The organism is Dietzia maris (assembly GCF_014144855.1).
GTDB classification, from domain to species: domain Bacteria; phylum Actinomycetota; class Actinomycetes; order Mycobacteriales; family Mycobacteriaceae; genus Dietzia; species Dietzia kunjamensis.
In genome coordinates, this window is sequence record NZ_JAALDN010000123.1 from 20,839 (window position 1) to 43,423 (window position 22,585).

25 protein-coding genes are annotated in these 22,585 nt (G+C 68.0%); 10 read left to right on the top strand and 15 right to left on the bottom strand.

The window, feature by feature from the left end:
- Positions 1-11: 11 nt before the first annotated feature.
- Complete coding sequence (locus G6024_RS04725) at positions 12-1,517, bottom strand: AI-2E family transporter (protein WP_067715587.1); 1,506 nt, start codon at positions 1,515-1,517, stop codon at positions 12-14.
- 99 nt (positions 1,518-1,616) lie between these two features.
- On the opposite strand from G6024_RS04725, the gene ychF reads away from it, so the two are divergent.
- Complete coding sequence (gene ychF / locus G6024_RS04730) at positions 1,617-2,696, top strand: redox-regulated ATPase YchF (RefSeq protein WP_159148178.1); 1,080 nt, start codon at positions 1,617-1,619, stop codon at positions 2,694-2,696.
- Between the two features lie 9 nt (positions 2,697-2,705).
- Here ychF and G6024_RS04735 read toward each other — a convergent pair whose 3' ends face one another.
- Complete coding sequence (locus G6024_RS04735) at positions 2,706-2,855, bottom strand: VOC family protein (RefSeq protein WP_156523563.1); 150 nt, start codon at positions 2,853-2,855, stop codon at positions 2,706-2,708.
- A gap of 245 nt (positions 2,856-3,100) precedes the next feature.
- On the opposite strand from G6024_RS04735, the gene G6024_RS04740 reads away from it, so the two are divergent.
- A complete protein-coding gene (locus tag G6024_RS04740) occupies positions 3,101-3,637 on the top strand; it encodes a dihydrofolate reductase family protein (protein ID WP_067715554.1) in 537 nt (178 codons plus the stop codon).
- Between the two features lie 86 nt (positions 3,638-3,723).
- On the opposite strand, the gene G6024_RS04745 is transcribed toward G6024_RS04740, so the two are convergent.
- Both G6024_RS04745 and G6024_RS04750 read right to left on the bottom strand, forming a co-directional pair.
- Positions 3,724-4,776 (bottom strand): methionine synthase, encoded by a 1,053-nt coding sequence (locus G6024_RS04745; protein WP_067715552.1) that lies wholly within the window; start codon positions 4,774-4,776, stop codon positions 3,724-3,726.
- Between the two features lie 20 nt (positions 4,777-4,796).
- The gene (locus G6024_RS04750) at positions 4,797-5,789 is read right to left on the bottom strand and encodes a putative oxygenase MesX (RefSeq protein ID WP_119191746.1); all 993 of its coding nucleotides are present in this window, start codon (positions 5,787-5,789) and stop codon (positions 4,797-4,799) included.
- A 125-nt stretch (positions 5,790-5,914) separates the two neighbouring features.
- Between G6024_RS04750 and G6024_RS04755 the strand changes: the two genes are divergently transcribed.
- Complete coding sequence (locus G6024_RS04755; protein ID WP_159148179.1) at positions 5,915-6,910, top strand: LysR family transcriptional regulator; 996 nt, start codon at positions 5,915-5,917, stop codon at positions 6,908-6,910.
- On the opposite strand, the gene arfB is transcribed toward G6024_RS04755, so the two are convergent.
- The 5 genes from arfB to G6024_RS04775 form a co-directional block, all read right to left on the bottom strand.
- A complete protein-coding gene (arfB, locus tag G6024_RS04760; RefSeq protein ID WP_119191747.1) occupies positions 6,876-7,316 on the bottom strand; it encodes an alternative ribosome rescue aminoacyl-tRNA hydrolase ArfB in 441 nt (146 codons plus the stop codon). The two genes, G6024_RS04755 and arfB, sit on opposite strands and share 35 nt — an antisense overlap.
- A gap of 45 nt (positions 7,317-7,361) precedes the next feature.
- Entirely contained in the window at positions 7,362-7,904 is a 543-nt protein-coding gene (locus G6024_RS04765) for a suppressor of fused domain protein (protein ID WP_200841553.1), read from the bottom strand.
- 33 nt (positions 7,905-7,937) lie between these two features.
- Positions 7,938-8,174 (bottom strand): hypothetical protein, encoded by a 237-nt coding sequence (locus tag G6024_RS16365; protein WP_200841554.1) that lies wholly within the window; start codon positions 8,172-8,174, stop codon positions 7,938-7,940.
- A 173-nt stretch (positions 8,175-8,347) separates the two neighbouring features.
- Positions 8,348-8,680 (bottom strand): hypothetical protein, encoded by a 333-nt coding sequence (locus G6024_RS04770; protein WP_182640314.1) that lies wholly within the window; start codon positions 8,678-8,680, stop codon positions 8,348-8,350.
- Between the two features lie 262 nt (positions 8,681-8,942).
- Positions 8,943-9,338, bottom strand: coding sequence for a winged helix-turn-helix transcriptional regulator (locus tag G6024_RS04775; RefSeq protein ID WP_067719208.1), 396 nt, complete (start codon positions 9,336-9,338; stop codon positions 8,943-8,945).
- Between the two features lie 109 nt (positions 9,339-9,447).
- On the opposite strand from G6024_RS04775, the gene G6024_RS04780 reads away from it, so the two are divergent.
- The 4 genes from G6024_RS04780 to G6024_RS04795 all read left to right on the top strand — a co-directional run bounded on the left by G6024_RS04780 (position 9,448) and on the right by G6024_RS04795 (position 12,245).
- The gene (locus G6024_RS04780; RefSeq protein ID WP_067719211.1) at positions 9,448-10,299 is read left to right on the top strand and encodes an SDR family oxidoreductase; all 852 of its coding nucleotides are present in this window, start codon (positions 9,448-9,450) and stop codon (positions 10,297-10,299) included.
- 249 nt (positions 10,300-10,548) lie between these two features.
- The gene (locus G6024_RS04785; protein ID WP_067719213.1) at positions 10,549-10,845 is read left to right on the top strand and encodes an SMI1/KNR4 family protein; all 297 of its coding nucleotides are present in this window, start codon (positions 10,549-10,551) and stop codon (positions 10,843-10,845) included.
- A gap of 220 nt (positions 10,846-11,065) precedes the next feature.
- Entirely contained in the window at positions 11,066-11,506 is a 441-nt protein-coding gene (locus tag G6024_RS04790; protein ID WP_067718552.1) for a YtoQ family protein, read from the top strand.
- Between the two features lie 94 nt (positions 11,507-11,600).
- Entirely contained in the window at positions 11,601-12,245 is a 645-nt protein-coding gene (locus G6024_RS04795; protein ID WP_119191749.1) for a mismatch-specific DNA-glycosylase, read from the top strand.
- A 286-nt stretch (positions 12,246-12,531) separates the two neighbouring features.
- Here the strand turns inward: G6024_RS04795 and G6024_RS04800 are convergent, their stop codons facing one another.
- Positions 12,532-13,506, bottom strand: coding sequence for a hypothetical protein (locus G6024_RS04800; protein ID WP_159148181.1), 975 nt, complete (start codon positions 13,504-13,506; stop codon positions 12,532-12,534).
- A 194-nt stretch (positions 13,507-13,700) separates the two neighbouring features.
- Here G6024_RS04800 and G6024_RS04805 point away from each other — a divergent pair, with 194 nt between their 5' ends.
- On the top strand, positions 13,701-14,072 hold the full coding sequence (locus tag G6024_RS04805; protein WP_067718544.1) for a carboxymuconolactone decarboxylase family protein: 372 nt from the start codon (positions 13,701-13,703) through the stop codon (positions 14,070-14,072).
- A 103-nt stretch (positions 14,073-14,175) separates the two neighbouring features.
- Here G6024_RS04805 and G6024_RS04810 read toward each other — a convergent pair whose 3' ends face one another.
- The 5 genes from G6024_RS04810 to G6024_RS04830 form a co-directional block, all read right to left on the bottom strand.
- On the bottom strand, positions 14,176-16,410 hold the full coding sequence (locus G6024_RS04810) for an NADP-dependent isocitrate dehydrogenase (RefSeq protein WP_067718640.1): 2,235 nt from the start codon (positions 16,408-16,410) through the stop codon (positions 14,176-14,178).
- Positions 16,411-16,642: 232 nt separating this feature from the next.
- On the bottom strand, positions 16,643-18,466 hold the full coding sequence (locus G6024_RS04815) for an ABC transporter ATP-binding protein (protein WP_067718541.1): 1,824 nt from the start codon (positions 18,464-18,466) through the stop codon (positions 16,643-16,645).
- Positions 18,463-20,055: an ABC transporter transmembrane domain-containing protein gene (locus G6024_RS04820; protein WP_159148182.1), complete on the bottom strand. Its 1,593-nt coding sequence runs from the start codon at positions 20,053-20,055 to the stop codon at positions 18,463-18,465. Before G6024_RS04820 ends, G6024_RS04815 begins: the two co-directional genes overlap by 4 nt.
- A gap of 86 nt (positions 20,056-20,141) precedes the next feature.
- The gene (locus G6024_RS04825; protein WP_159148183.1) at positions 20,142-20,570 is read right to left on the bottom strand and encodes a hypothetical protein; all 429 of its coding nucleotides are present in this window, start codon (positions 20,568-20,570) and stop codon (positions 20,142-20,144) included.
- A gap of 121 nt (positions 20,571-20,691) precedes the next feature.
- Positions 20,692-20,898 (bottom strand): dodecin, encoded by a 207-nt coding sequence (locus tag G6024_RS04830; protein ID WP_007629964.1) that lies wholly within the window; start codon positions 20,896-20,898, stop codon positions 20,692-20,694.
- A gap of 118 nt (positions 20,899-21,016) precedes the next feature.
- On the opposite strand from G6024_RS04830, the gene G6024_RS04835 reads away from it, so the two are divergent.
- Both G6024_RS04835 and G6024_RS04840 read left to right on the top strand, forming a co-directional pair.
- On the top strand, positions 21,017-21,793 hold the full coding sequence (locus tag G6024_RS04835) for an isocitrate lyase/PEP mutase family protein (protein ID WP_119191752.1): 777 nt from the start codon (positions 21,017-21,019) through the stop codon (positions 21,791-21,793).
- A gap of 55 nt (positions 21,794-21,848) precedes the next feature.
- Positions 21,849-22,376 (top strand): DinB family protein, encoded by a 528-nt coding sequence (locus tag G6024_RS04840; RefSeq protein ID WP_067718532.1) that lies wholly within the window; start codon positions 21,849-21,851, stop codon positions 22,374-22,376.
- Positions 22,377-22,585: the final 209 nt, after the last annotated feature.

The window sequence follows — 22,585 nt, forward strand, 5'->3', positions numbered from 1 at the left end:
GGGAGAAGACTCTAACCTCCCAGTCGGCGGGCGAGGAAACGGCCGAACCGCCGTAGCGGGTTGGGCTTCTCCGCCTCCTGCTCCTGCGGGGACGGGCGGTAGCCGTCGACCGCCTTCGGATCGACGGGGCCCGCCGCCGGCGGGGGTTCATCCGACAACCCCGGGGCGGCGGTGGTGGAGCCGCCGCCCACCTCGTCGTCGTCGGCCTCCACGGTGACCCCTGCGCCCGCACTGGTGGGGACCGGGCGCCGGGGCCCGGCGATGTCGGGGCGCTCGTCGATCATCCCGGCCATGATCGCGGTACTGCTCTTGCGCAGAGGTGCGAAGCGCGAGCTCGACAGCTCGGCGAGCCACGCGGTCAGACGTCCCTCGTCTGTCGCCGACGCCAGATCCGACGCGGTCACATCACCGGTACGCAGGTCGATCTGCTCGTTGATGTAGCGCAGCGCGACCGCCAGTACCGCGAGGAGCGGGACGGCCAGGAACGCGCCGATGATGCCGAACAGCGTGCTACCCGCGGCCACGCCGAGCAGGATGACCCCCGGGTGCAGGTTCATCGCCCGCGACTGGACGATCGGCTGGAGAACATTGCCCTCGAGCTGCTGCACGAGAATGATCACGACCAGGACGATGATCGCGGTCGTGAAGCCGTTGGCGACCAGGGCGATGAGGACTGCGAGCGCACCCGCGGTGAAGGCGCCGACGATGGGGATGAACCCGGCGATGAACGTGATGACGGCCAACGCCCACGCCAGCGGTACGCCCAGGATCACCAGAGCCAGACCGATGAGCACCGCGTCGACGAACGACACGATCGCCTGGGCGCGGATGTAGCCGCCGAGGGTGTTCCAGGCGCGGGTCAGGACCTCGGTCAGGTGACGGCCGGCGGTGCGCCCGGAGATGCGGCGGACGAACGGGAGGAACCTCGGCCCGTCCTTGATGAAGAAGAACGTCAGGACCAGAACCAGCACGAGGGTGATCACGAAGGACCCCACCGCGCTGACACCGCTGAACACACCCGAGGCGATCTGGTCACCGCGGTCCTGCAGGGTGGAGCTGAGCTGCTCGAGGACCCCGTCGAGCTGCTCGTCCCGGATGTTCAGCGGCGGTCCGCGCAACCAGTCCTGGACCTGGGTGATCGCCTCCGAGGTCTGGTCGGCGAGCTGCACGCTCTGCTCGACGATCGACGGGGCGATGAGGGCGACCACGCCCGAGACGAGGCCGAGTGACGCGATGATGGACAACAGCGAGGCCAGCGTCTTGGGGACCCTGTGCCGCACCATCCACCCCGTCGGCGGCCACAGCACCGTGGAGACGATGAGCGCCAACAGGATCGGGAGGATGCCGACCCACAGGGCGCCACCGATCCTCGATACCAACCAGCCCGCGACGAGAAGGATGGCCAGTCGCAGGGCCCAGTCGGTGACCCAGCGCCCGCCCAGTCCGATGAGGACGGAACGGTCGACGTGCTGCTCCTGGTCCTCGACGGGGGGACGCGGTTTCGGCTCGTCGGTCATGGGTCACATGATGTCAGAGGTCACGGTGGTGTGCTCCCTGACGAGGCGCCCGACGGCCGCGGGGGAGGAGCCGGGGTGCTGTCCGTAGACTGTGCCCTCGTGAGCCTCACCCTCGGAATCGTCGGACTGCCCAACGTCGGTAAGTCGACCCTGTTCAACGCCCTGACGAACAACGACGTCCTCGCGGCGAACTACCCGTTCGCCACCATCGAGCCCAACGTCGGCGTGGTCGATCTGCCGGACCCACGCCTGAACCGACTCGCGGAGATCTTCGGCTCCGAGCGGATCCTGCCCGCCGTCGTGTCGTTCGTCGACATCGCGGGCATCGTCAAGGGCGCCAGCACCGGTGAAGGGATGGGCAACAAGTTCCTCGCCAACATCCGTGAGGCCGACGCGATCTGCCAGGTCGTGCGCGTCTTCGACGACCCGGACGTCATCCACGTCGACGGCAAGGTCGATCCGATGGCCGACATCGAGGTGATCGCCACCGAGCTGATCCTGGCCGACCTGGAGACCATCGAGAAGGCGATCCCGCGGCTCGAGAAGGACTCGCGCAAGGACAAGTCCCTCGTGGCGTTGTTGGACGAGGTCCGCAAGGCGCAGGCCGTGCTCGAGGACGGGCGCACACTGTTCAAGGCCCAGGACGAGATCGACCGCGGCCTCCTGCGCGACCTGCACCTCATGACCGCCAAGCCCTTCCTCTACGTCTTCAACGCCGACGAGTCGGTGCTCACGAGCGACGAGCGCAAGGATGAGCTGAGCGCCGCCGTGGCGCCGGCCGACGCCGTGTTCCTCGACGCCAAGGTGGAGGCCGAGCTGCAGGAACTCGACGAGGAGGACGCCATGGAGCTGCTCGAGTCGATCGGCCAGACCGAACCGGGCCTCAACGCACTGGCCCGCGCGGGCTTCCACACCCTCGGGCTGCAGACCTACCTCACCGCCGGCCCCAAGGAGTCGCGCGCCTGGACGATCCGCAAGGGCGACACCGCCCCCAAGGCCGCCGGCGTCATCCACACCGACTTCGAGAATGGCTTCATCAAGGCCGAGATCGTCTCCTTTGACGACCTCGACGCCGCCGGCTCGATGGCCGCCGCCAAGGCCGCCGGCAAGGTGCGCATGGAGGGCAAGGACTATGTCATGGCCGACGGCGACGTGGTGGAGTTCCGGTTCAACGTGTGAGTCGGCCGGTCACCGAGCATGCATGCCGACGTTGACCACATTGCCTGATGCGTCGCGGTAGAAGAACCGGACGACGCCCCACTTCTCTGATCTGAGCCGGTGCACGATCTGGAGACCTGCCGCCACGGTGCGGTCGTACGCGGTCTGAACGTCGTCCACGAAGATTGAGACGTCTGGGTTCTCCGGGGCTTGTGTCATCGGCGGTGATCAGACTCAGACCGTCAGATCGGGAACGATGCGTTCGATGTTCATGACAGCACCATCGCCCTCCGCGATTCGCCGCACAAGAGAACGGTGTGTGCCGGGGCTCGGTGGGATGCGGGTTTACCATGCGGAAACCGGGACATCGCACACCTCGGTCCGGATCCGATCACGCGGAACCGCCGCGCCTCAGGAGGGCTTCCATGACCCGCTACCGCTACTTCGCAGCCTCGACCCTCGATGGGTTCCTGGCCGACGATGAGCACTCCCTGGCCTGGCTTTTCAAGCACGATATCGACGAGAACGGGCCGGGCAGCACCGCGGCGTTCCTCGTCGATGTGGGAGCCCAGGTCATGGGCTCGTCCACGTATATGTGGGTGCTCGAGCACGACCGTGAGTGGCTGCCGGAGATCCCCACCTTCGTGTTCACCCACCGCAGTCTGGAGGCGGCGAACGAACATGTCTCCTTCGTCGCCGGGGACCCTGTGGATCATCGCGGAGCTCTTGAATCCGCGGCCGGCGGCCGCGATGTGTGGGTGATGGGGGGTGGTGGCATCGCGGCAGAATTCGCGGGGGCCGGGATGCTCGACGAGGTGGTGGTCTCGATCGCGCCCGTGACCCTCGGTTCAGGAAAGCCGCTGTTCGGCGGTGCCTTCGATCTCCAACTCACGGGGTGCGAGCGGAACCGTGACTTCGTGGTGGTCCGGTACGACGTCCAGGGGCCACTGACAAGCCCTTGAAATTGCGCGCGGTTCAGCCCAGCTGACGTGATGAACGCGCGAGCTGTGCCACGGGGTCGCCCGGGATCCGGATGACTGAACCCTGGCTACCTCACTGCCTCGGTGAGGGACGCGGCAGAAATCTCCTCGCGAACGATGCGAGCGCCCGCGCTGAGCGCGCTCAACTTCGCGAGCGCGATGTCCCGTGGGAAGGGCGCCATCCCGCAGTTCGTACTCGGCAGGAGTTTGTCCGCGTCGACGAACCCGAGTGCCCGCCGGAGAGTGGCGGCGACCTCGTGCGGGGTCTCGACGCGCTCGTCTGCCACGTCGATCGCCCCGAGCATGACCTTCTTGCCCCGGACTAGCTCGACGAGGTCAATCGGGACACGAGAGTTGTGGCACTCCAGCGAGATGATGTCGATGCTGGACTGCTGCAGTAGTGGAAACGACTCCTCGTACTGTCGCCATTCCGACCCGAGGGAGGCCTTCCAGTCGGTGTTGGCCTTGATCCCGTAGCCGTAGCAGATGTGTACCGCGGTCTCCGCGCGGAGTCCCTCGGCTGCTCGTTCCAGTGCCGCCACGCCCCAGTCCTTCATCTCGTCGAAGTAGACGTTGAACGCGGGCTCGTCGAACTGGATGATGTCGACCCCCGCGGCCTCGAGATCTCGGGCCTCCTGGTTGAGGATCGTCGCGAACTCCCACGCCAACTTCTCACGGCTCTTGTAGTGGCCGTCGTAGAGCGTGTCGATCATCGTCATGGGGCCGGGGAGCGCCCACTTGATCGGCTGATCGGTCTGCTGCCGGAGGAACCTCGCGTCGTCGACGAACACGGGCTTTGAGCGGCTCACGTCGCCGATTACTGTGGGCACGCTCGCGTCGTAGCGGTTGCGGATCCGGACGGTCTCGCGCCGATCGAAGTCGACGCCGTCGAGATGCTCGATGAAGGTCGTGACGAAGTGCTGACGGGTCTGCTCGCCGTCGCTGACGATGTCGATGCCGCGGTTGCTCTGTTCGTGGGCTGCGATACGCAGCGCGTCCTGTTTGCCCTCGCTCAGCTCGTCGCCCTGCAACCGCCAGGGCGACCAGAGGACTTCAGGCTGGGCGAGCCACGAGGGCTTGGGCAGGCTGCCGACGGTGGACGTGGGCAGGATCCGGTTCATGGTCGACTTTCCTCCGGTGGTCATCCGACGAGAACGGCGTGGCGGGCGGCCCACTGCTCGAGGAGTTCTCGGTGCGGCTTGATGAAGTGTTCTTCCGTGTACGCGCCCTGCTTCTTCGCGAGCTGACTGCGCTCGTCACGGTCGTAGACAATCGGGGTGCGCGAGTAGTCCTGTTGATCCAAGGACGGCCGGTAGACGTCAGTTGCGGCCGAGTGCGCGTTGTAGATCTCCGGCCGATAGATCTTCTGGAACGTCTCCATGACGCTGATCGTGCCGATGAGCTGCAGGTCCGAGTAGTCGTTGAGCAGTTCGCCGCGGAAATAGAACGCGAGCGGGGCGACCCCGCCGGGTGGCATGAAGTACCTGACCTGGAGCCCCATCTTGTGAAAGTACTCGTCGGTCAACGAGTAGTCGTTCTGCTGGTACTCGGCGCCGAGGACCGGGTGCTGGTAGCCGGTCCGGTGGTAGGTCCTGCTCGTCGACACGCTGATGCAGATCACGGGATCCACCTCGAATCGTTCCCCGTACGCCGCGGAGTCGAGAAAGTGCTGAAACAGCTTTCCGTGCAGGACACCGAAGTCGCTGGGCACGGTGAACTCGGAGCTTCCTTCATTGACCGACGGCAGCCGAACGCTGAAGTCGTAGTCGCGGACGTAGGACGAGAAATTGTTGCCCACGATGCCCGGCAGGCGGTGCCCGGTCTGGTGATCGACGATCTGGATATCCAGTACCTCGATCAGGGGGAACCCGTGATCGGCATCGTCCGTATAGAACTGCAGGTCCGCGGAGACGATCTCGAGTTCGACCGAATAGCGGTCCCCGGTCGGGTTATCCCGGCGTGCGAGGTCGTTGAATCGGTGGTTGATCATCGACAGGGTTCGGCGGAGATTCTGCTGCCGATGCTCGCCGCGAGCCAGGTTCGCGAAGTTCGTGGTGGTCCGAGAGCTCTCCGACGGAGAGTAGTTCTCGTCGAAGCGGGTGGTGGTGATGCTGAACGTGAGTTCGTTCGACATGTACGTCCAATTCAGGGCTTGGTCGGCCGGGCTCGGCGCTGCGGAAATTCTGTATCCCCATCCTGCAGTCCCAGTTCAGGTATCGGGTAACTAACGTTTGCTATGGATCTCTATAGGCTGTAGCTATGCGCCGGGAATCCAGAGGTATCACACTCCAGCAGCTGCACTACTTCATCGAGGTCGTCGCGGAGGGCTCGATCACCGGCGCTGCGGAGTTGCTCTACGTCACCCAGCCGACCATGTCCGCCGCGATGAAGGACCTCGAATCCAGGGTGGGGCGCACCCTGCTTGCCCGGTCCGCCCGGGGAGTGACGCTGACCGACGAGGGCGCGGAATTCCTCGGCTACGCCCGACAGGTCGTCGAACAGATGTCGCTGCTGGAGCAGCGCTACCTCGGCCAGCCACCCTCACGGCGGTTGCTCGGGGTATCCGCACAGCACTACTCGTTCGTCGTGGAGGCGTTCATCCGGATGGTCAGGTCCGGCGACGCGGAGCAGTACGAGTTCTCGCTCCGGGAGACCCGCACGTGGGACATCATCGAGGACGTCCGGACACTCCGCAGTGAGGTGGGAGTCCTCTACCGGAATGACTTCAACCGCAAGGTCATCGACAAGCTGTTGCGGGACTCCGGGCTGGTGTTCCACCCGCTGTTCACGGCGACCCCGCACGTGTTCATCTCCCGGCAGAACCCCCTGGCCACCAGGGACCACGTCACGCTCGAGGATCTCGCAGACCTTCCGCGGCTGACGTTCGACCAGGGCGCGAACAACTCGTTCTACTTCGCCGAGGAGATCCTCTCCACACTCTCCAGTGCCCGGGAGATCCGGGTGTCCGACCGTGCGACCATCTTCAACCTCATGATCGGGCTGGACGGCTACACGATCTCGACCGGCATCATCAGTGACGACCTGGATCCCGAGATCGTCGCCATCCCCCTCGAAGTGGACCAGAGCATCGAGATCGGATGGATCAGCCACTCCGGAATCCCGCTCACCGAACAGGCGCAGCGCTACCTGGCCGAGATGCGGGCCGTCGTGGCCGACTACGGAATCGACCTGCTCGACGCCCGTGAACGCCCGGGCGGGCCTAGTCGGAGTCGGGACGTCGGCGGTTCTCCTTGATGGCACCGCGCCGGCTCTTGGCTTCCAGTCGGCGGCGCTGCGAACCCCGGGTCGGGCGCGTCGGTCGACGGGGACCCGCCGGGGCAACGGCCTCACGAAGAAGCCCGGCGAGACGGACGCGGGCCGCGGCCCGGTTCCGCCGCTGGGAACGCTCCTCGGAGGCCGCGATCGTCAGTACCGTGTCGTCGAGCTGAGAGGCGAGATTGCGCAGCACCCGGGCCCGCTGCGTCTCTTCGAGTGCAGTGGTGGTGGCGAGATCGAGGCTGAGCTGGACCCGCGAATCTGTGGTGTTGACGCCCTGGCCGCCGGGGCCGGAGGAGCGGGAGAACTGCTCGACGAGCTCGACCGCCGGGATCCGGAGGCCGTGTGGTGCCCCGGGCCCCGGCGCGATGAGCAGATCGTCCATGGTGTCATTGTCCCCGCTCGTCCTCAGGCGCCTTTCGCCGCAGAGTCAGTCGACCTCCAGCTCGTACACGCCAGAGGTGTCAGTGAACAGTGCGGTGTCACCGGGGCGGGCAACGGCAAGGAAATCGGCGCCCCACCGGAACCGGTCGGTGAACGAGCACACGTCCCAGATCTCGTGGTTGGCCGCGTCGTCCATGTACTCCTCGGATTCCAGTCCGGTCACCGATTCGATGCTGTCCCCGACGAACGTCACCCACCGCGGCGGGTGCTGGGCGTGCAGCTTCGACAGGAACACGGGCAATCCGCTCGCTCCACCGGATGCCACGGTGCTCTCCCGGGTCACGTCGAGGAGGGCATCGACGGATCCGGCGGCGTCGACCAGCGCATCCCAGCCGTTGGTCGCCGCGAACCCGGCTTCGGCATCGGTGAGCAGGCGAAGGGTGCGCATGTGTCCGACGACTGTGCCGCCCTCGGTACGGACCTCGTCAAATGTCGAGCCCCAGCGCGATCCCGTCGCCATGATCGCGGAGATCCCGGTGCCGTTGAGAAACGGGCCGTCGTTGCGCCACGGCGCCTCGACGGGTGGCACGCGCCGGTGGGCGGCGATGTCGTCACAGACGATCTACAGGGCGACCTGCGCCGCCCCCTGCTGACCGTCGAGAACCTCGACGGCGAGTTCGACCCGCTCACCCGAGTCGGTCGGGAGTCTGGACACGCCGGCGGTCATCACGGTGATCGGTCCGTTCGCAGGACACTTCTCGATGACCCGGACAGCGCCCCCGATCAGCTCGGGATACATCGAGGGATCCACCCCGAACGCATCGAAGACGTGCATCGGGAAAGCCTCGTCGGCGGTCATGGGCACAGTCTGGCAAGCGACCTGAAGCCCTGCAAGGTGTCGAGACCGGTGCGCCGAGCCGGGACGCGTGAAAAGGGGTGCCGGCAGCTGCAGCCGTTCGGGTCGACGTGGCCGCCGGTGAAGTCGTCGTCGTCAAAAAACATCGCGGCCACGGATTCCGGGTCCGGCGACAGCTACCCCTGATGCTCGAGACGGGACCTGCGTCGAAGGGACTTGGGGGTCCTGCGGAGGAACACCGCGTCGGACTCATCGAAGGTCTCGGCCGTCCGCGGATCCGCCAGCGCCCACCCCAGGTACAGGTGCGGCATGATCGACGGCTTACGCCACACCCACACGCCGCGCATCGGCTCACCGAAGATCTCCACGCCACTGATCACATCGCGCTCGGCGAAGCTGTCGCCGAGGCGGATGGCCCTGTCGCGCTGCGAGGCCTCCAGAACCTCGTCGATCCACGCCGTCACCGCGGCGCGCTGGCGGCGCAACACCTCGGGCGGCACGATCGTCATGAACAGCGCCACATACACAAGCACCGGCCGCAGCCACCACGCCGGAAGGGAGGAGTAGTTCCTGCGGACCTCGGCTGCGGTCCCTGACGGAGGGAGATCGGCCAGCGATGGCACCCACAGATCGGCCAGATCGGGCCCGCGGCCGAGACGGTCGAATATGCCTCGCGGATCGCACGGACAGGAAGACTTTACAGCCGTCGAAACAGCCTCTCCGCAAGGGGAGAAGCATTGTAGGGCCTTCGAAGTGGTTCGGCCCGGCGGCTCAGTGGGATTCGTCGTAGAGGGCCCGGGCTTCGAGGACGCTGGGGAGCTCGGACTCGATGATCGCCGTCAGTTGCTGGAGCGGATCGGCGACCCGGAGGCCGAGCGGGGCGAGTGCATAGGTGACGTGCGGCGGGATAGTGCTGTGCACCGTGCGGACGACCATGCCATCCCGTTCGAGGTCGCCCAGAGTCTGGGAGAGCATCCGGTCGCTGATGCCGTCGACGCGGCGCCGGACCTCACTGAAGCGCAGGGGCTCGTCGGCCAGCCGTAGCGCCACGATCGTGAGCGCGCCCCACCGGCCGGTGAGGTGCTGCAGGGCTCCCCGGGATGAGCAGCCCCGGGCGAACACGTCGGCCGGGAGGGGCTCGTGGGGCGCGTGGTCAGGGGAGGTCATACCCGCCATCATGGCATACGTAATTGCTAACAAATGGGTTGCGCTAATAGAAAGTTAGTGGCAAAGTGGGTGACGAATCACCAACCAACTAACCCAAGGAGTTCTTCCCATGCGTATCGCAGTAACCGGAGCAACCGGCCATCTCGGCGGTCTGGTCATCGACTCTCTGCTCGCCCGCGGCGTCGAAGCGTCCGACATCGTCGCCGTGGTCCGTGACGAAGCAAAGGCGGAGCCCCTCGCCGCGAAGGGCCTGAAGCTCGGCGTCGCCTCCTATGAGGACGAGGCGGCACTCACCGAGGCGCTCGAGGGCGTCGATCGACTCGTCCTGGTATCGGGTAGTGAGGTGGGCCAGCGCCTCGCGCAGCACACCAACATCATCAATGCCGCCAAGGCCGCCGGGGTCTCGCTGATCGCCTACACCAGCCTGCTCAACCTCGACACCTCCGAGCTGGGCCTGGCCCCCGAGCATCGTGGCACCGAGAAGCTGCTCGCCGACAGTGGAATCGACCACGTCCTGCTCCGCAACGGCTGGTACTGGGAGAACTACGCGTCCGCGCTCGACTCGGGACGAGCGGTCGGAAAATTCTTCGGCGCTGCCGGCGATGCGAAGGTCTCAGGCGCGGCCCGTCGCGACTACGCGGAGGCCGCTGCAGTGGTGGTGACCACCGACGGGCACGTCGGCAAGGTGTATGAGCTCGCCGGAGCGCCGGCTGTGACCTACCCGGAGATCGCTGCCGCGGTGGGCACCGTGATCGGAGCCGATGTCCAGTACGTCAACCAGGCGGTCGGGGAGTACGGGGAGACCCTCAAGGGCTTCGGTCTGCCCGCCGAGGTCGCGGAGATGTTCGCCGGGATGGACCCGGTGATCGCCGGTGGCGCCCTCTACTCGGACAGCACCGACCTGCAGGACCTCATCGGGCGCCCGTCGACCTCCGTGGCGGAGGCTCTCTCGCAGGGATGACGTCCTCGACGTAGTGCCGCGATGGGTCGGTGGCCCGCGTGGTTCCCCGCTCCACTGATGCTGACGAACGATGACGGCCCCGCTTCCTCCATGGGAAGCGGGGCTGTTCTGCTGGTAGTTGCCGCAGGCGAGGTGGCGTGCGGGGAAGTCGCGCGGCCCACCGTGCAGCGCAATCGTCCTCTGTAACGTGCTGGGGGAGCAGCAGTCGGTTCGCGGCGACACCGGCGTGACAGAGATCGGCGGAAGCAGATGGCGTCCCAGCATCAGTGGAGTTCAGCGTTCGAATGGAACCCGCCGGCGACCCCCGCTGAGATCGCGCTGGCGGAAGACGAGCACGGAAGGCCACTACCCGCGGCCTACGTCGCACTGGTGACAGTGCACAACGGTGGATTCACCCCGAGCAGCCTGAGCATCCTCGAGGTGGAGGAGATCGTCCAGCGAAACGCGGACTATGAAGTGTCGGAGTACATGCCCGGATACCTCATGATCGGCGACGACGGAGGCGGTACGGCAATCCTGCTCAACGAGGGGGACGGGCGCATCTAAGAAGTCGACATGGGGGTCATGGACGAGAGTGAGGCGACGCTGAGTGCGCACTCGCTCGACGAACTCCTGGAGTTCGGCACGGGTCTTGCCGATCGGGGTCCCCGGGCCAGCTGACCTACCGGGATTCGGCTGGGTGCGGGTCAACGACTAGCGTCCAGGGAAGGTGGCGTCCAGAGCTGGTGACGAGAACCGGCGCCACCGCACACAGGAGGACTGAGTCATGAGTTTTTCCGTCTACCTCGCCGGTGAGATCCACACCGACTGGCGCGAGGAGATCAGGCGCGGTGCCGAAGCCGCCGGTCTGGATGTGGTGTTCACCGCCCCCGTCACCGACCATCCGGCCAGCGACGCCGCCGGGGACCATCTGGGGGAGACCGGGAACCAGTTCTGGCGCGACCACCAGTCGGCCAAGGTGAACTCCATCCGCACACGAACCCTGATCGAGCAGGCGGACATGGTGGTGGTCCGTTTCGGGGACAAGTACAAGCAGTGGAACGCCGCCTTTGACGCGGGCCACTGCGCGGCGCTCGGCAAGCCTTACGTGACTCTCCACGATGCCGACATCATCCACCCGCTCAAGGAGGTCGACGCCGAGGCACAGGCGTGGTGTACGACCACCGATCAGGTGGTGGAGACGCTGCAGTACATCCTCAAGCCCTGACCGGGCGGTGCTCCCCGTGCAGCCCGGCCGCGAAGACGGTGCAGTCGTGACGGGTCCTCCGGCGCCTGCCGGGAGCCCGCGACGTCCTTCCCCTATGGGCGGCGCTCGCCCGCGGCGCGAGGATCTGGCCCGGTTCGCCACCGATGACCCGGACGCGATGGACGATGTGCTGCCCGTCGCGCCGGCGCGTCTCCGACTGCTCATCGTGGGAATCAACCCCGGATTGTGGACCGCTGCGGTCAACGCGCCGTTCGCCCGCCCGGGGAACCGCTTCTGGCCCTCACTCCACCGTGCAGGTCTGACCGATGAGCTCGTGGACGCCTCCGCAGGACTCTCGGCCCCGGACGAACGTCAGCTCACCTCGCGAGGGATCGGGGTGACCAACCTCGTCGGTCGTGCCACCGCCAGGGCCGATGAACTCTCTCGCGATGAGCTCCGCGCCGGAGGGGAACGATTGATCTCGCGGGTCCGCGACCTGAGGCCCGGTCTCGTGGCGATCGTGGGGATCACCGCCTACCGGGCGGCCTTCGTGCAGCCGCGGGCGACCACGGGCCCACAGGATGCGTCTGCGATTCGAGGCTGGCCGGCCGGTGTGGCGCTCTGGGTGGTGCCCCAGCCGAGCGGATTGAACGCGCACGAGACCGTCGATTCGCTGGCCGGGTACTGGCAAGAGGTCTGGCGTGTCGTTGAGGGCACGGGTGGTGATCACGGCACCGATGCCCGAGGCATGACGCTGTGAGTCGAGGGTGGCCGGATATCTGTTCACCGGCCGTAAGCACCAGATCCGCGTGCATCTCCAGCACGCCGGGCACCCGATCGCCGGTGACGACCGATACGGGGATCCCCGCTTCAACACTGTCGTGGCCTCTCGCGGCCGCACGCGGCCTCCATCTGCACGCCGCGACGATGCTGATCCCGCTGCCGGACGGGACGGACCTGATCGTGTCTGCTCCGATGCCGGGTACCTGGGATCGGCTGCTCACCCGCGGTCTCTAGCGTTCGGGGTCTCGGGGAGGTCCCGAGGATCAGCAGGGGTCGATGTGTTCCGCCGTGATGGTGAGCAGCCGCGCATTGCCTCCGCGGGCCGCCTTGTCGCGGCACACGGCCACGGTGTCGTGTCCGTGGTCGGTGAAGATGGGATAGACACGGGCGCCGTCCAGGCTGCCGCGCAGCGAGGGGCACCGGCCCGGCATGGCGAACTCGGCACCCGGGTGACGGTCCAGGAGCGCGGCGATGCCCTCCTGGGGACCGGATGACTCCACGTACGAGTCGAGGATGAGGATCCCCCTGCCGTCACACGGCGGAACGGAGGCGGTGACCAGAGCGCCCGAGGCCGTGCGGACCCCGCTGACCATACCGCTGGCACCCATGTAGCCCGATGGATGTCCGCTGGCGGCGGTCGTGGAGGACGACGATGTGGTGCCGGATCCGGAGTCGGGATGATTGGAGTAGTCCCGCTCCGCGAGCACCGTGCCCGCCGTAGTGATGGCCCGGCCCGGGCCGCTGATGGTGAACGAGTTGCCGCCGGAACTGCACTCCAGGGTGGCGGCGTCCGGCTTGGCGCACCGCAGGTCGCCGAACTCCACGGACTGACCGGTCTCGAGCCGGGCGGACACCGGCGGCACTCCCTCGACAAACGTATAGCGCAGTCCTGCCGGGCCGAGTTCCATAGCGCCGGGACGGCCCGGGAAATACTCGGTGAGATCCGGAGCCTCCGCCCCCGGCACACCGGTGCAGGTCACCGCCCCGCCCCCGGACACGCACAGGCCCACGTACTGACCGCCGGTGGAGCACTTCCACACATACGTTCCCGCATGGTGCTGCGAGGCGAGAGAGGAGGGATCGATACTGGTCAGCGCGTCGGGGACGGCGGCGGGGGAGGACGCCGTGACCGTGATGGTCTCCGTGGCGGGGGAGGATGACCCCTCGGCCTGTTCCGACGCGTCCTGTCCGACCTGCCCGGACGAACACCCCGCCACTAGCAGGAGCGCGCCCGACACCACCAAGGCTCTCGAATTCCGACACACCTTTCACACAGCTGACCGGGGAGCCGCTCCGTACCTCGGGAGGCAGGACCGAACTGCACTATCGCACAGCCCTGCGACACTCCGGCCCGGCTCCCGACCCTCCCGACGACAAGGGCAGCGACTGTTAGCCTGACCAGGCACTTTCCGAATCGTCGAGGAGGACACCCGTGGAACTGAGCATGGACAAGGGCGACCAGTTCGTCGAGCAGACGCAGTCACCGGAGGGAGCGGCCGCCTGGAAGCAGCAGTTGGACGAGTTCGCGCCGGGTGCCTCCGACTGGGTGGTGGGCGCGGTGTTCGGCGGCACCTACCAGCGGCCGGGGATCGAGTTGCGCGACCGTCAGATGCTCACCATGGCGGCCCTCGCGGCGATGGGCGGCACCGAGCCCCAGTTGACCGGGCACATCCGGACCGCGGTCGAGGTGGCCGGCATGACCAAGGAAGAGGTCGCCGAGTGTTTCGTGCACCTCATGCCGTACATCGGCGTGCCCAAGACCCTGGCTGCGATGCGGTGTCTGAGCTCGGCGTTCGGCGAGTGACATGAGCTGAGTCGTCGTCGTAGTCCTCGTCCCACGACACACCGCGCCCCCGTCGGATCACTCCGGCGGGGGCGCGGTGGGGTGGTGCGGGTTCAGCGGGAGATCAGGCGAAGGCGCTGTCGAGGTGGTCGTTGAGCGTCTTGCTCGGACGCATCGCAGCCTTCAGCTTCTCGGTGTCGGGCTGGTAGTAGCCGCCGAGATCGACCGAGTGGCCCTGGACAACCGTCAGCTCCTCGAGGATTCTGTCCTTGTCGGCGTCCAGCTTCTCGGCGAGCGGGGCGAACCGCGCTGCGAGCTCGGCGTCCTCGGTCTGCGCCGCCAGCTCCTGCGCCCAGTACAACGCCAGCCAGAACTGGCTGCCCCGGTTGTCGAGCTCGCCGGTCACGCGCGAGGGCGACTTGCCGTTCTCCAGCAGCTTGCCGGTCGCGGTGTCCAGCGCTTGGGCGAGGATGGTGGCCTTCGGGTTGTCGTACTTGCGACCGAGGTCGTCGAGGCTCGCACCGATCGCGAGGAACTCCCCGAGCGAATCCCAGCGCAAGTGGTTCTCCTCCACCAGCTGCTGGACGTGCTTCGGCGCGGAACCGCCGGCACCCGTCTCGTAGAGCCCACCGCCGGCCATGAGCGGCACGATCGAGAGCATCTTGGCACTGGTGCCCAGCTCGAGGATCGGGAACAGATCCGTGAGGTAGTCGCGCAGGATATTGCCGGTCACCGAGATGGTGTCCAGGCCGCGCCACGCGCGCTCGAGGGTGTAGCGCATGGCGCGCACCTGCGACATGATCTGGATGTCCAGGCCCTCGGTGTCGTGATCCTGGAGGTACTTGTTGACCAGCGTGATCAGGTTGTTCTCGTGCGGCCGGTACGGGTCGAGCCAGAAGACGGCGGGCATGCCGGAGGCGCGGGCACGGTCCACGGCGAGCTTGACCCAGTCACGGATCGGCGCGTCGTTGACAGTGCACATGCGCCAGATGTCGCCGGCCTCGACCTCCTGAGAGACCAGGACCTCACCGGTCGCGGCGTCGACGATGTTGGCCACGCCGCCGGTCTCGACCTCGAAGGTCTTGTCGTGGCTGCCGTACTCCTCGGCCTTCTGCGCCATGAGTCCGACGTTCGGCACGGTGCCCATGGTGGTGGGGTCGAACGCGCCGTTGGTCTTGCAGAAGTTGATGATCTCCTGGTAGATCCGCGCGAAGGTGGATTCCGGGATGACCGCCTTGGTGTCCTTCTTGCGGCCGTCGGCGCCGTACATCTTGCCGCCGATGCGGATCATCGCGGGCATGGAAGCGTCGACGATCACATCCGAGGGGGAGTGGAAGTTGGAGATGCCGCGGGCCGAGTCGACCATCGCGAGCTCCGGCCGCTGCTCGTGGCAGCGGTGCAGCTCCTCGATGATCTCTTCCTTCTTGGCCGAGGGCAGGGTGTCGATCTTTGCGTACAGGTCGCCCATGCCGTTGTTGACGTTGATGCCGAGCTCATCGAACAGCTCGCCGTACTTTTCGAAGGCGTCCTTGTAGAACACGCGGACGGCGTGCCCGAACACGATCGGGTGGCTCACCTTCATCATGGTGGCCTTGACGTGCAGCGAGAACATGACGCCGGTCTCCTTGGCGTCATTGAGTTGTTCCTCGTAGAACTCCAGCAGAGCCTTCTTGCTCATGAACATGGAGTCCACGACGGTGCCCTTCTGCAGCGGCACGGTCTTGAGGACCTCGGTCTTCCCGTCGGGCGTCACGACCTCCATGCGAGCATCGCAGTCACGGTCGAGGATGATCGACTTCTCGCCGGCGTAGAAGTCGCCGTGGGTCATGTGCGCGACGTGGGTCTGCGAGGCCATGGACCACTTGCCCATGGAGTGCGGGTTGGCCTTGGCGTACTCCTTGACGGCCTTCGGGGCACGACGGTCGGAGTTGCCCTGGCGTAGGACCGGGTTGACCGCACTTCCGAGGATGCCGGAGTACCGCTTGGCGGTCTCCTTCTCCTCGTCGGTCTGCGGGTCCCACGGGAAGTCGGGAATGTCGTAACCCTGCGACTGCAGCTCTGCGATCGCCTTGGTGAGCTGCGGGACGGAGGCGCTGATGTTGGGCAGCTTGATGATGTTGGTGTCCGGGTCCTGAGTCAGACGACCGAGCTCGGCAAGGTTGTCCTGCACCTTCTGCTCGTCGGTGAGTCGCTCGGGGAACGCTCCGAGGATGCGCGCGGCCACCGAGATGTCACTGGTCTCGACGGCGATACCGGCGGGCTCGGCAAAAGTGCGGAGGACCGGGAGGAACGCCTCGGTCGCGAGTCGCGGGGCCTCATCGGTGAGGGTGTAAATGATCTTCTGGGGACCTTGGGTCATGGATGTCGACTCTTCTCGTTTCGGGCTGATCGTGTTCTTGTGGAACTGCGCCATCTGGCCGCCCACCATCATCCCCCAGGTCGGACCGACGGTGTCGGAGCCCGGGCGGGCCGATGGGCGCCCCGTTCCGCGCGTACGGACCGGGAGTCGGGGACGGCCTCCCCTGCAGTGTGGTCCAACTCGCGCTCGCTCGCCGGGTTTCCCGACGTCGCTCACCCCGGTCGGGCCCGTTCTAGGCCGGGCCCGGAGTGCTGTCCACGGCCGTCGCCCGCCGGCCGGCGGACCATGCGGCCCACAGTCGGTGGTAGATCCCGCCGTGAGCGACCAGGTCGTCGTGGGTGCCGCGCTCGACGATCCGTCCGGAGTCCATCACGAGGATGATGTCCGCGCGAGAGGCCTGATCGAGCCGGTGGGCGATCACGAGGGAGGACCTGTCGCGGATGACCTCGTCGGCTGCGCGCTCCAACGCCTCCGCGCCCGCCGAGCCGGCCTCGGCCGTGGCCTCGTCCATGACGATGACGGCCGGATCGAGCAGGAGGACGCGGGCCAGGGCCAGCTGCTGCGCGGCGACCGGATCCAGCTGGAGCCCGCGCGCCCCGACGATCGTGTCGAGCCCCTCCGGCAGGCGCTCGAACCACGCGGAGGCGTTGACCCGGCGCAGCGCGTCGAGCAGCTCGTCGTCGGTGGCCTTGGGCCGGGCCAGGGTGAGGTCGTGGCGCAGGGTCCCCGAGAACACGTGGACCTCCTGGCTGACCGTGGCCAGACGAGCGATGCGCTCCCGATCGGACAGCGATGACACCGGGTAACCGTCGACGAGCACCTCGCCGGCATCCGGCACCAGGAGGCCCGCCAGCAGAGCGGCGACCGTAGTCTTGCCGGCGCCCGACGCACCGACGATCGCGACGGTCCGACCCGGTTCGATGGAGAAGCTGATGTCGCGCACCGCCCACGAGTCGCCGTAGCTGAAGCTCACATCGCGCAGGTCGACCCGGCCCTGCGGCGGCTCGACACCGCTGTCGGGCACCGGTACGGGCGGGTCCACGACCACGCCGACGATCCGGGACAGCGACGCGTAGCCCGACTGGACCACGTCCAGGATGCGCATGAAGGTCATGAGCGGACCCCGCAGGCGGATGATCATGAGCACCGCCCCGGTCACCGCGCCCACGGTGAGGGAGCCGGTGGCGACGAGGCGGTAGCCCACCGTGAGAGCGATCGCGAGCATGAGGAACTCGCCCACCAGCATCCAGACGTTGAGCACGAGCATCGTCGTGCGCGCTCGGATGCCCTTGCGCACCACGTCCCAGGAGGCGTTGCCGATCCGGGTGTGCATCCGGTCTTCGAGCGAGAAGGCGCGTACGGTCGCCCGGCCACGGATGGCCTCGAGGACCCGTCGCGCCCGCTCGGCCATTGCCGCGCGCTCCGCGGCGTAGCGGTCCGGGGCCTTGGCGAGGTAACGACGCGCGGCGAGGTAGTAGACGGGCGCGACGACGAGGGGGACGACGAGGAACTGCCAGTCCAGGGCGAACAGCGCGATCACTGTCGCCACGACCGTCAGGGCCGAGGTGGACAGCGTCGGGACGGTCTCGGTGACCGCCGAGGACAGTTCGGCCACGTCATCGGTGGACCGGCTGACGAGGTCGCCGGAGCCCGCGTCCTCCACCCGGTGGGTGGGCAGTCCGAGTGCGGTGCCGACCATGTCCTGCCGCAGGTTGGCGATCACCCGCTCGGACAGCCGGGCCACCAGGTAGAAGCCGGATGCGCTGAGCGCCGCGCCGCCGACCGCCGCCGCCAACAGCAGTCCGCCGATCTGCCACAGCGACCCCCCGCGTTCACCGGTGACCAGGTCCACGATCCGACCCATCAGCTGGGGGATGAGCACACCCGCGGTCGCCCCGAGGCTCAGCAGGATCAACGCCAGCGCCAGCCACCGCCCGGCGTGGCGGACCCGGGAGAGCTGCCTGGCCACCTCGCGACGGACCTGGCCCGCGGAGGCGACCGGAAACCTCAGGGCGGTGTCGGTCTTCAGGGGTGGTGTCGAACTCGTCGTCGTCATCCCTCGGCCCCCACGAGCAGACCCTCCGCGGTCTCGCGCAGTCGCCGTGCGGTCAGCCGCGCGTCCGCGACGGCGTTCCACGCCGGGGCCGGGCTGAAGACGATCGTGGTCTTCCCGATCCGCTCACGGGCGATGTTGTCCGCGAGGTTCTGTTCGGTCACCGAGTCCACAGCGGTGGTGGGGTCCTGCAGTACGAGTACCTCCGGGGCGAGCGCGACGGCACGCGCGAGGGCGACGCGCTGCCGCTGACCGCCCGAGAGCATCCGCCCGCTCTCACCGACCCGCTTGTCGGGGCCGTCGGGGATGTCGTCGCAGCAGGCGACCCGCAGGGCGTGTTCCGCCGCCGCGCGATCGGGGTGGACGTTGTCCGCCACGCTGCCGTCGAACAGGTCGGCGGCGTGGGGCACGACCGCCACCCGCGTGCGGGGCAGTGACTCGAGGAGGCGGATCAGCTCGGCGTCGGTGCCGTCGACGACCGTCAGGCCTGACGGAAGGGCGCGGATGAACCGCTCCGTGGTGGCGGCGTCGGCCTCCGAGATACGCTCGAAATCCGCGCCGAGCACCTCGCGTATCCGTCGGCCGGACGCCTCCGCCGACGCCCAGCGGGAGGCGATGTTGCGGCCGAACATGGTCATGGGGACCACGAGGAACTGGGTGAGGCCGACCACCGTGATCAGCTCGCCGATGGTGACGTGCCCGGCGAGCGCCAACGCGCCCGCCGCGATCCCGAGCGTGGACACGAAGACGGCTCCGGTCGCCTCGGTGGCGCCGTTGAGCCGTGTCTCGGCCGCGTCGGCGTGAACGGTCTTGCGGTAGGCGTCGTCCGACACCTCGTCGTAGCGCCTCCGGACGGTGACGATGGCGCCCAGCCCCTTGAGGATCCGCAGCCCCTGCACCACGTCGGTCGCGGTGGCGGCGGCCTGGGCGATGGCCTGCTGGCGCGCCACCGACCGGCGCTGCAGCGGCCGTGCCACCCGGAGCGCGACGATGACCAACACCGGGCCGCCGACCAGGGTGGCCAGGCTCAGCCACGGGTTGATCGTGAACATCATCGCCGCGCCGTACGTGATGGCCGCCGCCTCGGCGACCGGCATCACGGTCATCATGACGATGTCCCCGACGCGCGTGGTGTCCGACGAGGCGATGGACAGCAGGCCGCCCGCGGTGCGTTCCCGGCTCGCGAACCCGCGCGGGTCCTGGATGCGGTCGGTGACCGCGGTACGCAGGTCGTGACTGACGAGCTGCTGGCTGCGGACCAGCATGAAGCGGGCGGTCCAGTTGGCGACCATCGCCACCAGGAACACGCAGGCGAGGACGCCGATCCAGAGCCATAGCCGGTTCAGGCGGCCGGTGGCGATCGCGTCGTCGACCGCACGGCCGACGACGACCGGGGTGAGCCCGTTGCAGAGGAATCCCACGGCCATGCCGCCGGAGGCGATGAAGCTCCAGGGACGCTGGGACAGCGCCACTTTGAGGGTCCACCGCGGTGAGTCGACGGCGGGCAGCTTGGATCGGCGGCCCCCCGGCCCGGGAAGCGCCGAGTAGTCGACGATGCTGCCCGTTCCCGGGGTCTGTGAGTTGTCGGGCACGAGGGTCGATGTTACCGGCGGGACGCCGGGGTCCCGTCATCCGCGAGCAGTGGTCAGGGCCGCTCTCGCGGAGGTGCCCCGCCTGCTCACGCGCGGCTCCCGTTGCGCGCGGCACGGCCGCCGACGATCTCCACGGTGTCTACGTCCGCCACCCCCAACGCCAGGAGCGCCTGTCCCGTGGCGTCCAGTTCGTCCTCGATCGTCCGCAGCCAGCCCCGCACCACCTCGTCGGGGAGGCGGCGCCTCGCGGACAGTCCGACGACGAATCCGGGCGACGGGATGGCGGGCAGGACGGCCATCGCGTCGCGGCGCTCGTGCGACGTGCACAGCCAGTCCACGTCGCTGATGAGGATGGGGGCGGGGAGGCCGACGTCGTGTTCGTCGCACGGGAGGATGAGCATCGTGTTCCGGCCGCGGTCGTGGTGACCGATGACGAGGTCGATCACGCCGGCGGCGAGCGGGGCGTCGTCGAGCGGGAGTGTGTTCCAGTTGTCGGGGAGGTCCTCGAATCTCATGCCCCGAGTCTCGGCGGGCCCGAGGTCCGGCGACAGCCCCGCGACGCGTTCTGTGGAGCCGCCGGAACGCCCTGTGGACAGCGGGATCCGCGGGAACCCGGAGGCGGCCGGAGGCGTCTGGTCAGGACTCGTGCCGGAATCCCACCTTGATGGTCACCTGCCAGTGGGCGACCGCGCCGCCGTCGAGCTTGCCGCGGACGGACTGGACCTCGAACCACTCGAGGTTCCGCAGGGTCTTGGACGCCTCCGCGACCGCGTTGGCGATGGCCTGGTCCGTTCCGTCCGGCGAGGAGCCGACGATCTCGGTGACGCTGTAGACGTGGTTCATGGTGACCTCCGGAGTGCGCGTGACGGCATGTGATACGGGTCACTCTACGGTGGTCCGAGGGCCGGGCCACCGGCGTAGGGTCGGGAGACGAAAGCCCGCGCTCCCGAGGAGGACCGAGATGCCCGACGTACGTGCACGAGCAACCACGCTGGCCGAGCTCCACGAATCGGGTGAGCTGGCCGTCCTGCCGACCGTGTGGGACACCTGGAGCGCCCGGGTCGCCGCCGACGCCGGCTTCCGGGGCCTGACGGTGGGCAGCCACCCCGTCGCCGACGCGATCGGCAGCGCGGACGGGGAGAAGATGGACTTCTCCGAGTACCTGCGCGTGGTCAAGCGGATCACGGACGCGGTCTCCGTCCCCGTCAGCGCGGACGTCGAGTCGGGCTACGGTCTCGACCCGGCCGAGTTGATCACCCGCCTGCTCGAGGCGGGCGCGGTCGGCGCGAACATCGAGGACGTCGTGCACCGCGAGGGTAAGCGTGTCCGCGATCGCCAGGAGCACGCCGACTACATCGCCGCCGCCCGCCGCGCGGCCGATGACGCCGGGGTCCCGTTCGTCATCAACGGACGCACCGACGCCGTCAAGCTGGGGACGGACGTCTTCTCGGACCCGCTGGCGGAGGCCGAGGCCCGCATCACGCTCATGGAGGACGCCGGAGCGCGATCGGTGTACCCGGTGGGCGTGACGACCGCCGATCAGCTCACGCGTCTCGTGCAGGCGGTGACGATCCCCGTCAACGCGACCGCCCATCCGGTGAAGGGACACGGCGCCGGTGACCTGGCGGCCCTGAAGAAGCTCGGTGTGCGCCGGGTGTCCTTCGGACCGCTCTGGCAGATGTGGCTCTCCGAGGTCTCCGCCGACCGGTTCGCCGACTGGCTCCCCGCGAACGGCTGACGCGGACCGACCCGATCCGGCCGCGGGACCGCCGGGACGGTGAGACGGTGGAGGCATGGACACCCCTCCCGAACCCTCGCTGCCGGACACGAAAGACTGGACGACCGTTCTCGAGTCTGGCTGTGACGACTGTGGATACCGGCCTCACGACCCGGCTTTCACGAGCGACCGACTGGCTTCCGCCCGCGACCGGTGGCTCGCCGTCCTCCGGCGGACCGGGGTCGAGCGGCGACCGTCGCCGCGGGTGTGGTCGCCGCTGGAGTACGCGGGCCACTGCCGTGACCTCATCGAAGTCCTGGGGGACCGCATAGCGGCGATGCTCGACCGAGCCGAGCCGACCTACGACGATTTCGACGGCGAGGCGGCGGTCGTCGAGCACGGGTACTGGCGCAGCGACCCGGACGATCTCGCCCGCCGACTCGACGCCACCACCGCTCGGACGCTGAAGGTTCTCGACCGCGTCGGCCCCGCGGACCGGGACAGGACCGGTCGACGCGGCGACGGCTACGTCTTCACCATCGCCTCTCTGTGCCAGTACATCGTGCACGACGTCGAACACCATCTGGGTGACGTCGACGGGTGAGAACGCGCGGTCCCTGTTTTCCGCCCCGGGGCCTCGCGGGCGGGCTCGCCGACCGGCCCGTGGTCGGCGCCCACGCCGTCGCCCAGCGGCGTCACGCACCTGACGTTCCAGCGGCGTCGCTGACGGGGGCGTGTGTGAGGGTCCGGCGCGTGGCGAACCGTCGGGGCTCGCCGGTGACTGGGTCGGTGAACCCGAGCTCGCGGGCGAGG

What these genes read in the sequence shown, in the direction of transcription:
- G6024_RS04725 (WP_067715587.1), bottom strand. Translation starts at nt 1,517, where the DNA reads ATGACCGACGAGCCGAAACCGCGTCCCCCCGTCGAGGACCAGGAGCAG.
- G6024_RS04740 (WP_067715554.1), top strand. Translation starts at nt 3,101, where the DNA reads ATGACCCGCTACCGCTACTTCGCAGCCTCGACCCTCGATGGGTTCCTG.
- G6024_RS04745 (WP_067715552.1), bottom strand. Translation starts at nt 4,776, where the DNA reads ATGAACCGGATCCTGCCCACGTCCACCGTCGGCAGCCTGCCCAAGCCC.
- G6024_RS04750 (WP_119191746.1), bottom strand. Translation starts at nt 5,789, where the DNA reads ATGTCGAACGAACTCACGTTCAGCATCACCACCACCCGCTTCGACGAG.
- G6024_RS04755 (WP_159148179.1), top strand. Translation starts at nt 5,915, where the DNA reads ATGCGCCGGGAATCCAGAGGTATCACACTCCAGCAGCTGCACTACTTC.
- arfB (WP_119191747.1), bottom strand. Translation starts at nt 7,316, where the DNA reads ATGGACGATCTGCTCATCGCGCCGGGGCCCGGGGCACCACACGGCCTC.
- G6024_RS16365 (WP_200841554.1), bottom strand. Translation starts at nt 8,174, where the DNA reads ATGACCGCCGACGAGGCTTTCCCGATGCACGTCTTCGATGCGTTCGGG.
- G6024_RS04770 (WP_182640314.1), bottom strand. Translation starts at nt 8,680, where the DNA reads ATGACGATCGTGCCGCCCGAGGTGTTGCGCCGCCAGCGCGCCGCGGTG.
- G6024_RS04775 (WP_067719208.1), bottom strand. Translation starts at nt 9,338, where the DNA reads ATGACCTCCCCTGACCACGCGCCCCACGAGCCCCTCCCGGCCGACGTG.
- G6024_RS04780 (WP_067719211.1), top strand. Translation starts at nt 9,448, where the DNA reads ATGCGTATCGCAGTAACCGGAGCAACCGGCCATCTCGGCGGTCTGGTC.
- G6024_RS04785 (WP_067719213.1), top strand. Translation starts at nt 10,549, where the DNA reads ATGGCGTCCCAGCATCAGTGGAGTTCAGCGTTCGAATGGAACCCGCCG.
- G6024_RS04790 (WP_067718552.1), top strand. Translation starts at nt 11,066, where the DNA reads ATGAGTTTTTCCGTCTACCTCGCCGGTGAGATCCACACCGACTGGCGC.
- G6024_RS04795 (WP_119191749.1), top strand. Translation starts at nt 11,601, where the DNA reads ATGGGCGGCGCTCGCCCGCGGCGCGAGGATCTGGCCCGGTTCGCCACC.
- G6024_RS04810 (WP_067718640.1), bottom strand. Translation starts at nt 16,410, where the DNA reads ATGACCCAAGGTCCCCAGAAGATCATTTACACCCTCACCGATGAGGCC.
- G6024_RS04815 (WP_067718541.1), bottom strand. Translation starts at nt 18,466, where the DNA reads ATGACGACGACGAGTTCGACACCACCCCTGAAGACCGACACCGCCCTG.
- G6024_RS04825 (WP_159148183.1), bottom strand. Translation starts at nt 20,570, where the DNA reads ATGAGATTCGAGGACCTCCCCGACAACTGGAACACACTCCCGCTCGAC.
- G6024_RS04830 (WP_007629964.1), bottom strand. Translation starts at nt 20,898, where the DNA reads ATGAACCACGTCTACAGCGTCACCGAGATCGTCGGCTCCTCGCCGGAC.
- G6024_RS04835 (WP_119191752.1), top strand. Translation starts at nt 21,017, where the DNA reads ATGCCCGACGTACGTGCACGAGCAACCACGCTGGCCGAGCTCCACGAA.
- G6024_RS04840 (WP_067718532.1), top strand. Translation starts at nt 21,849, where the DNA reads ATGGACACCCCTCCCGAACCCTCGCTGCCGGACACGAAAGACTGGACG.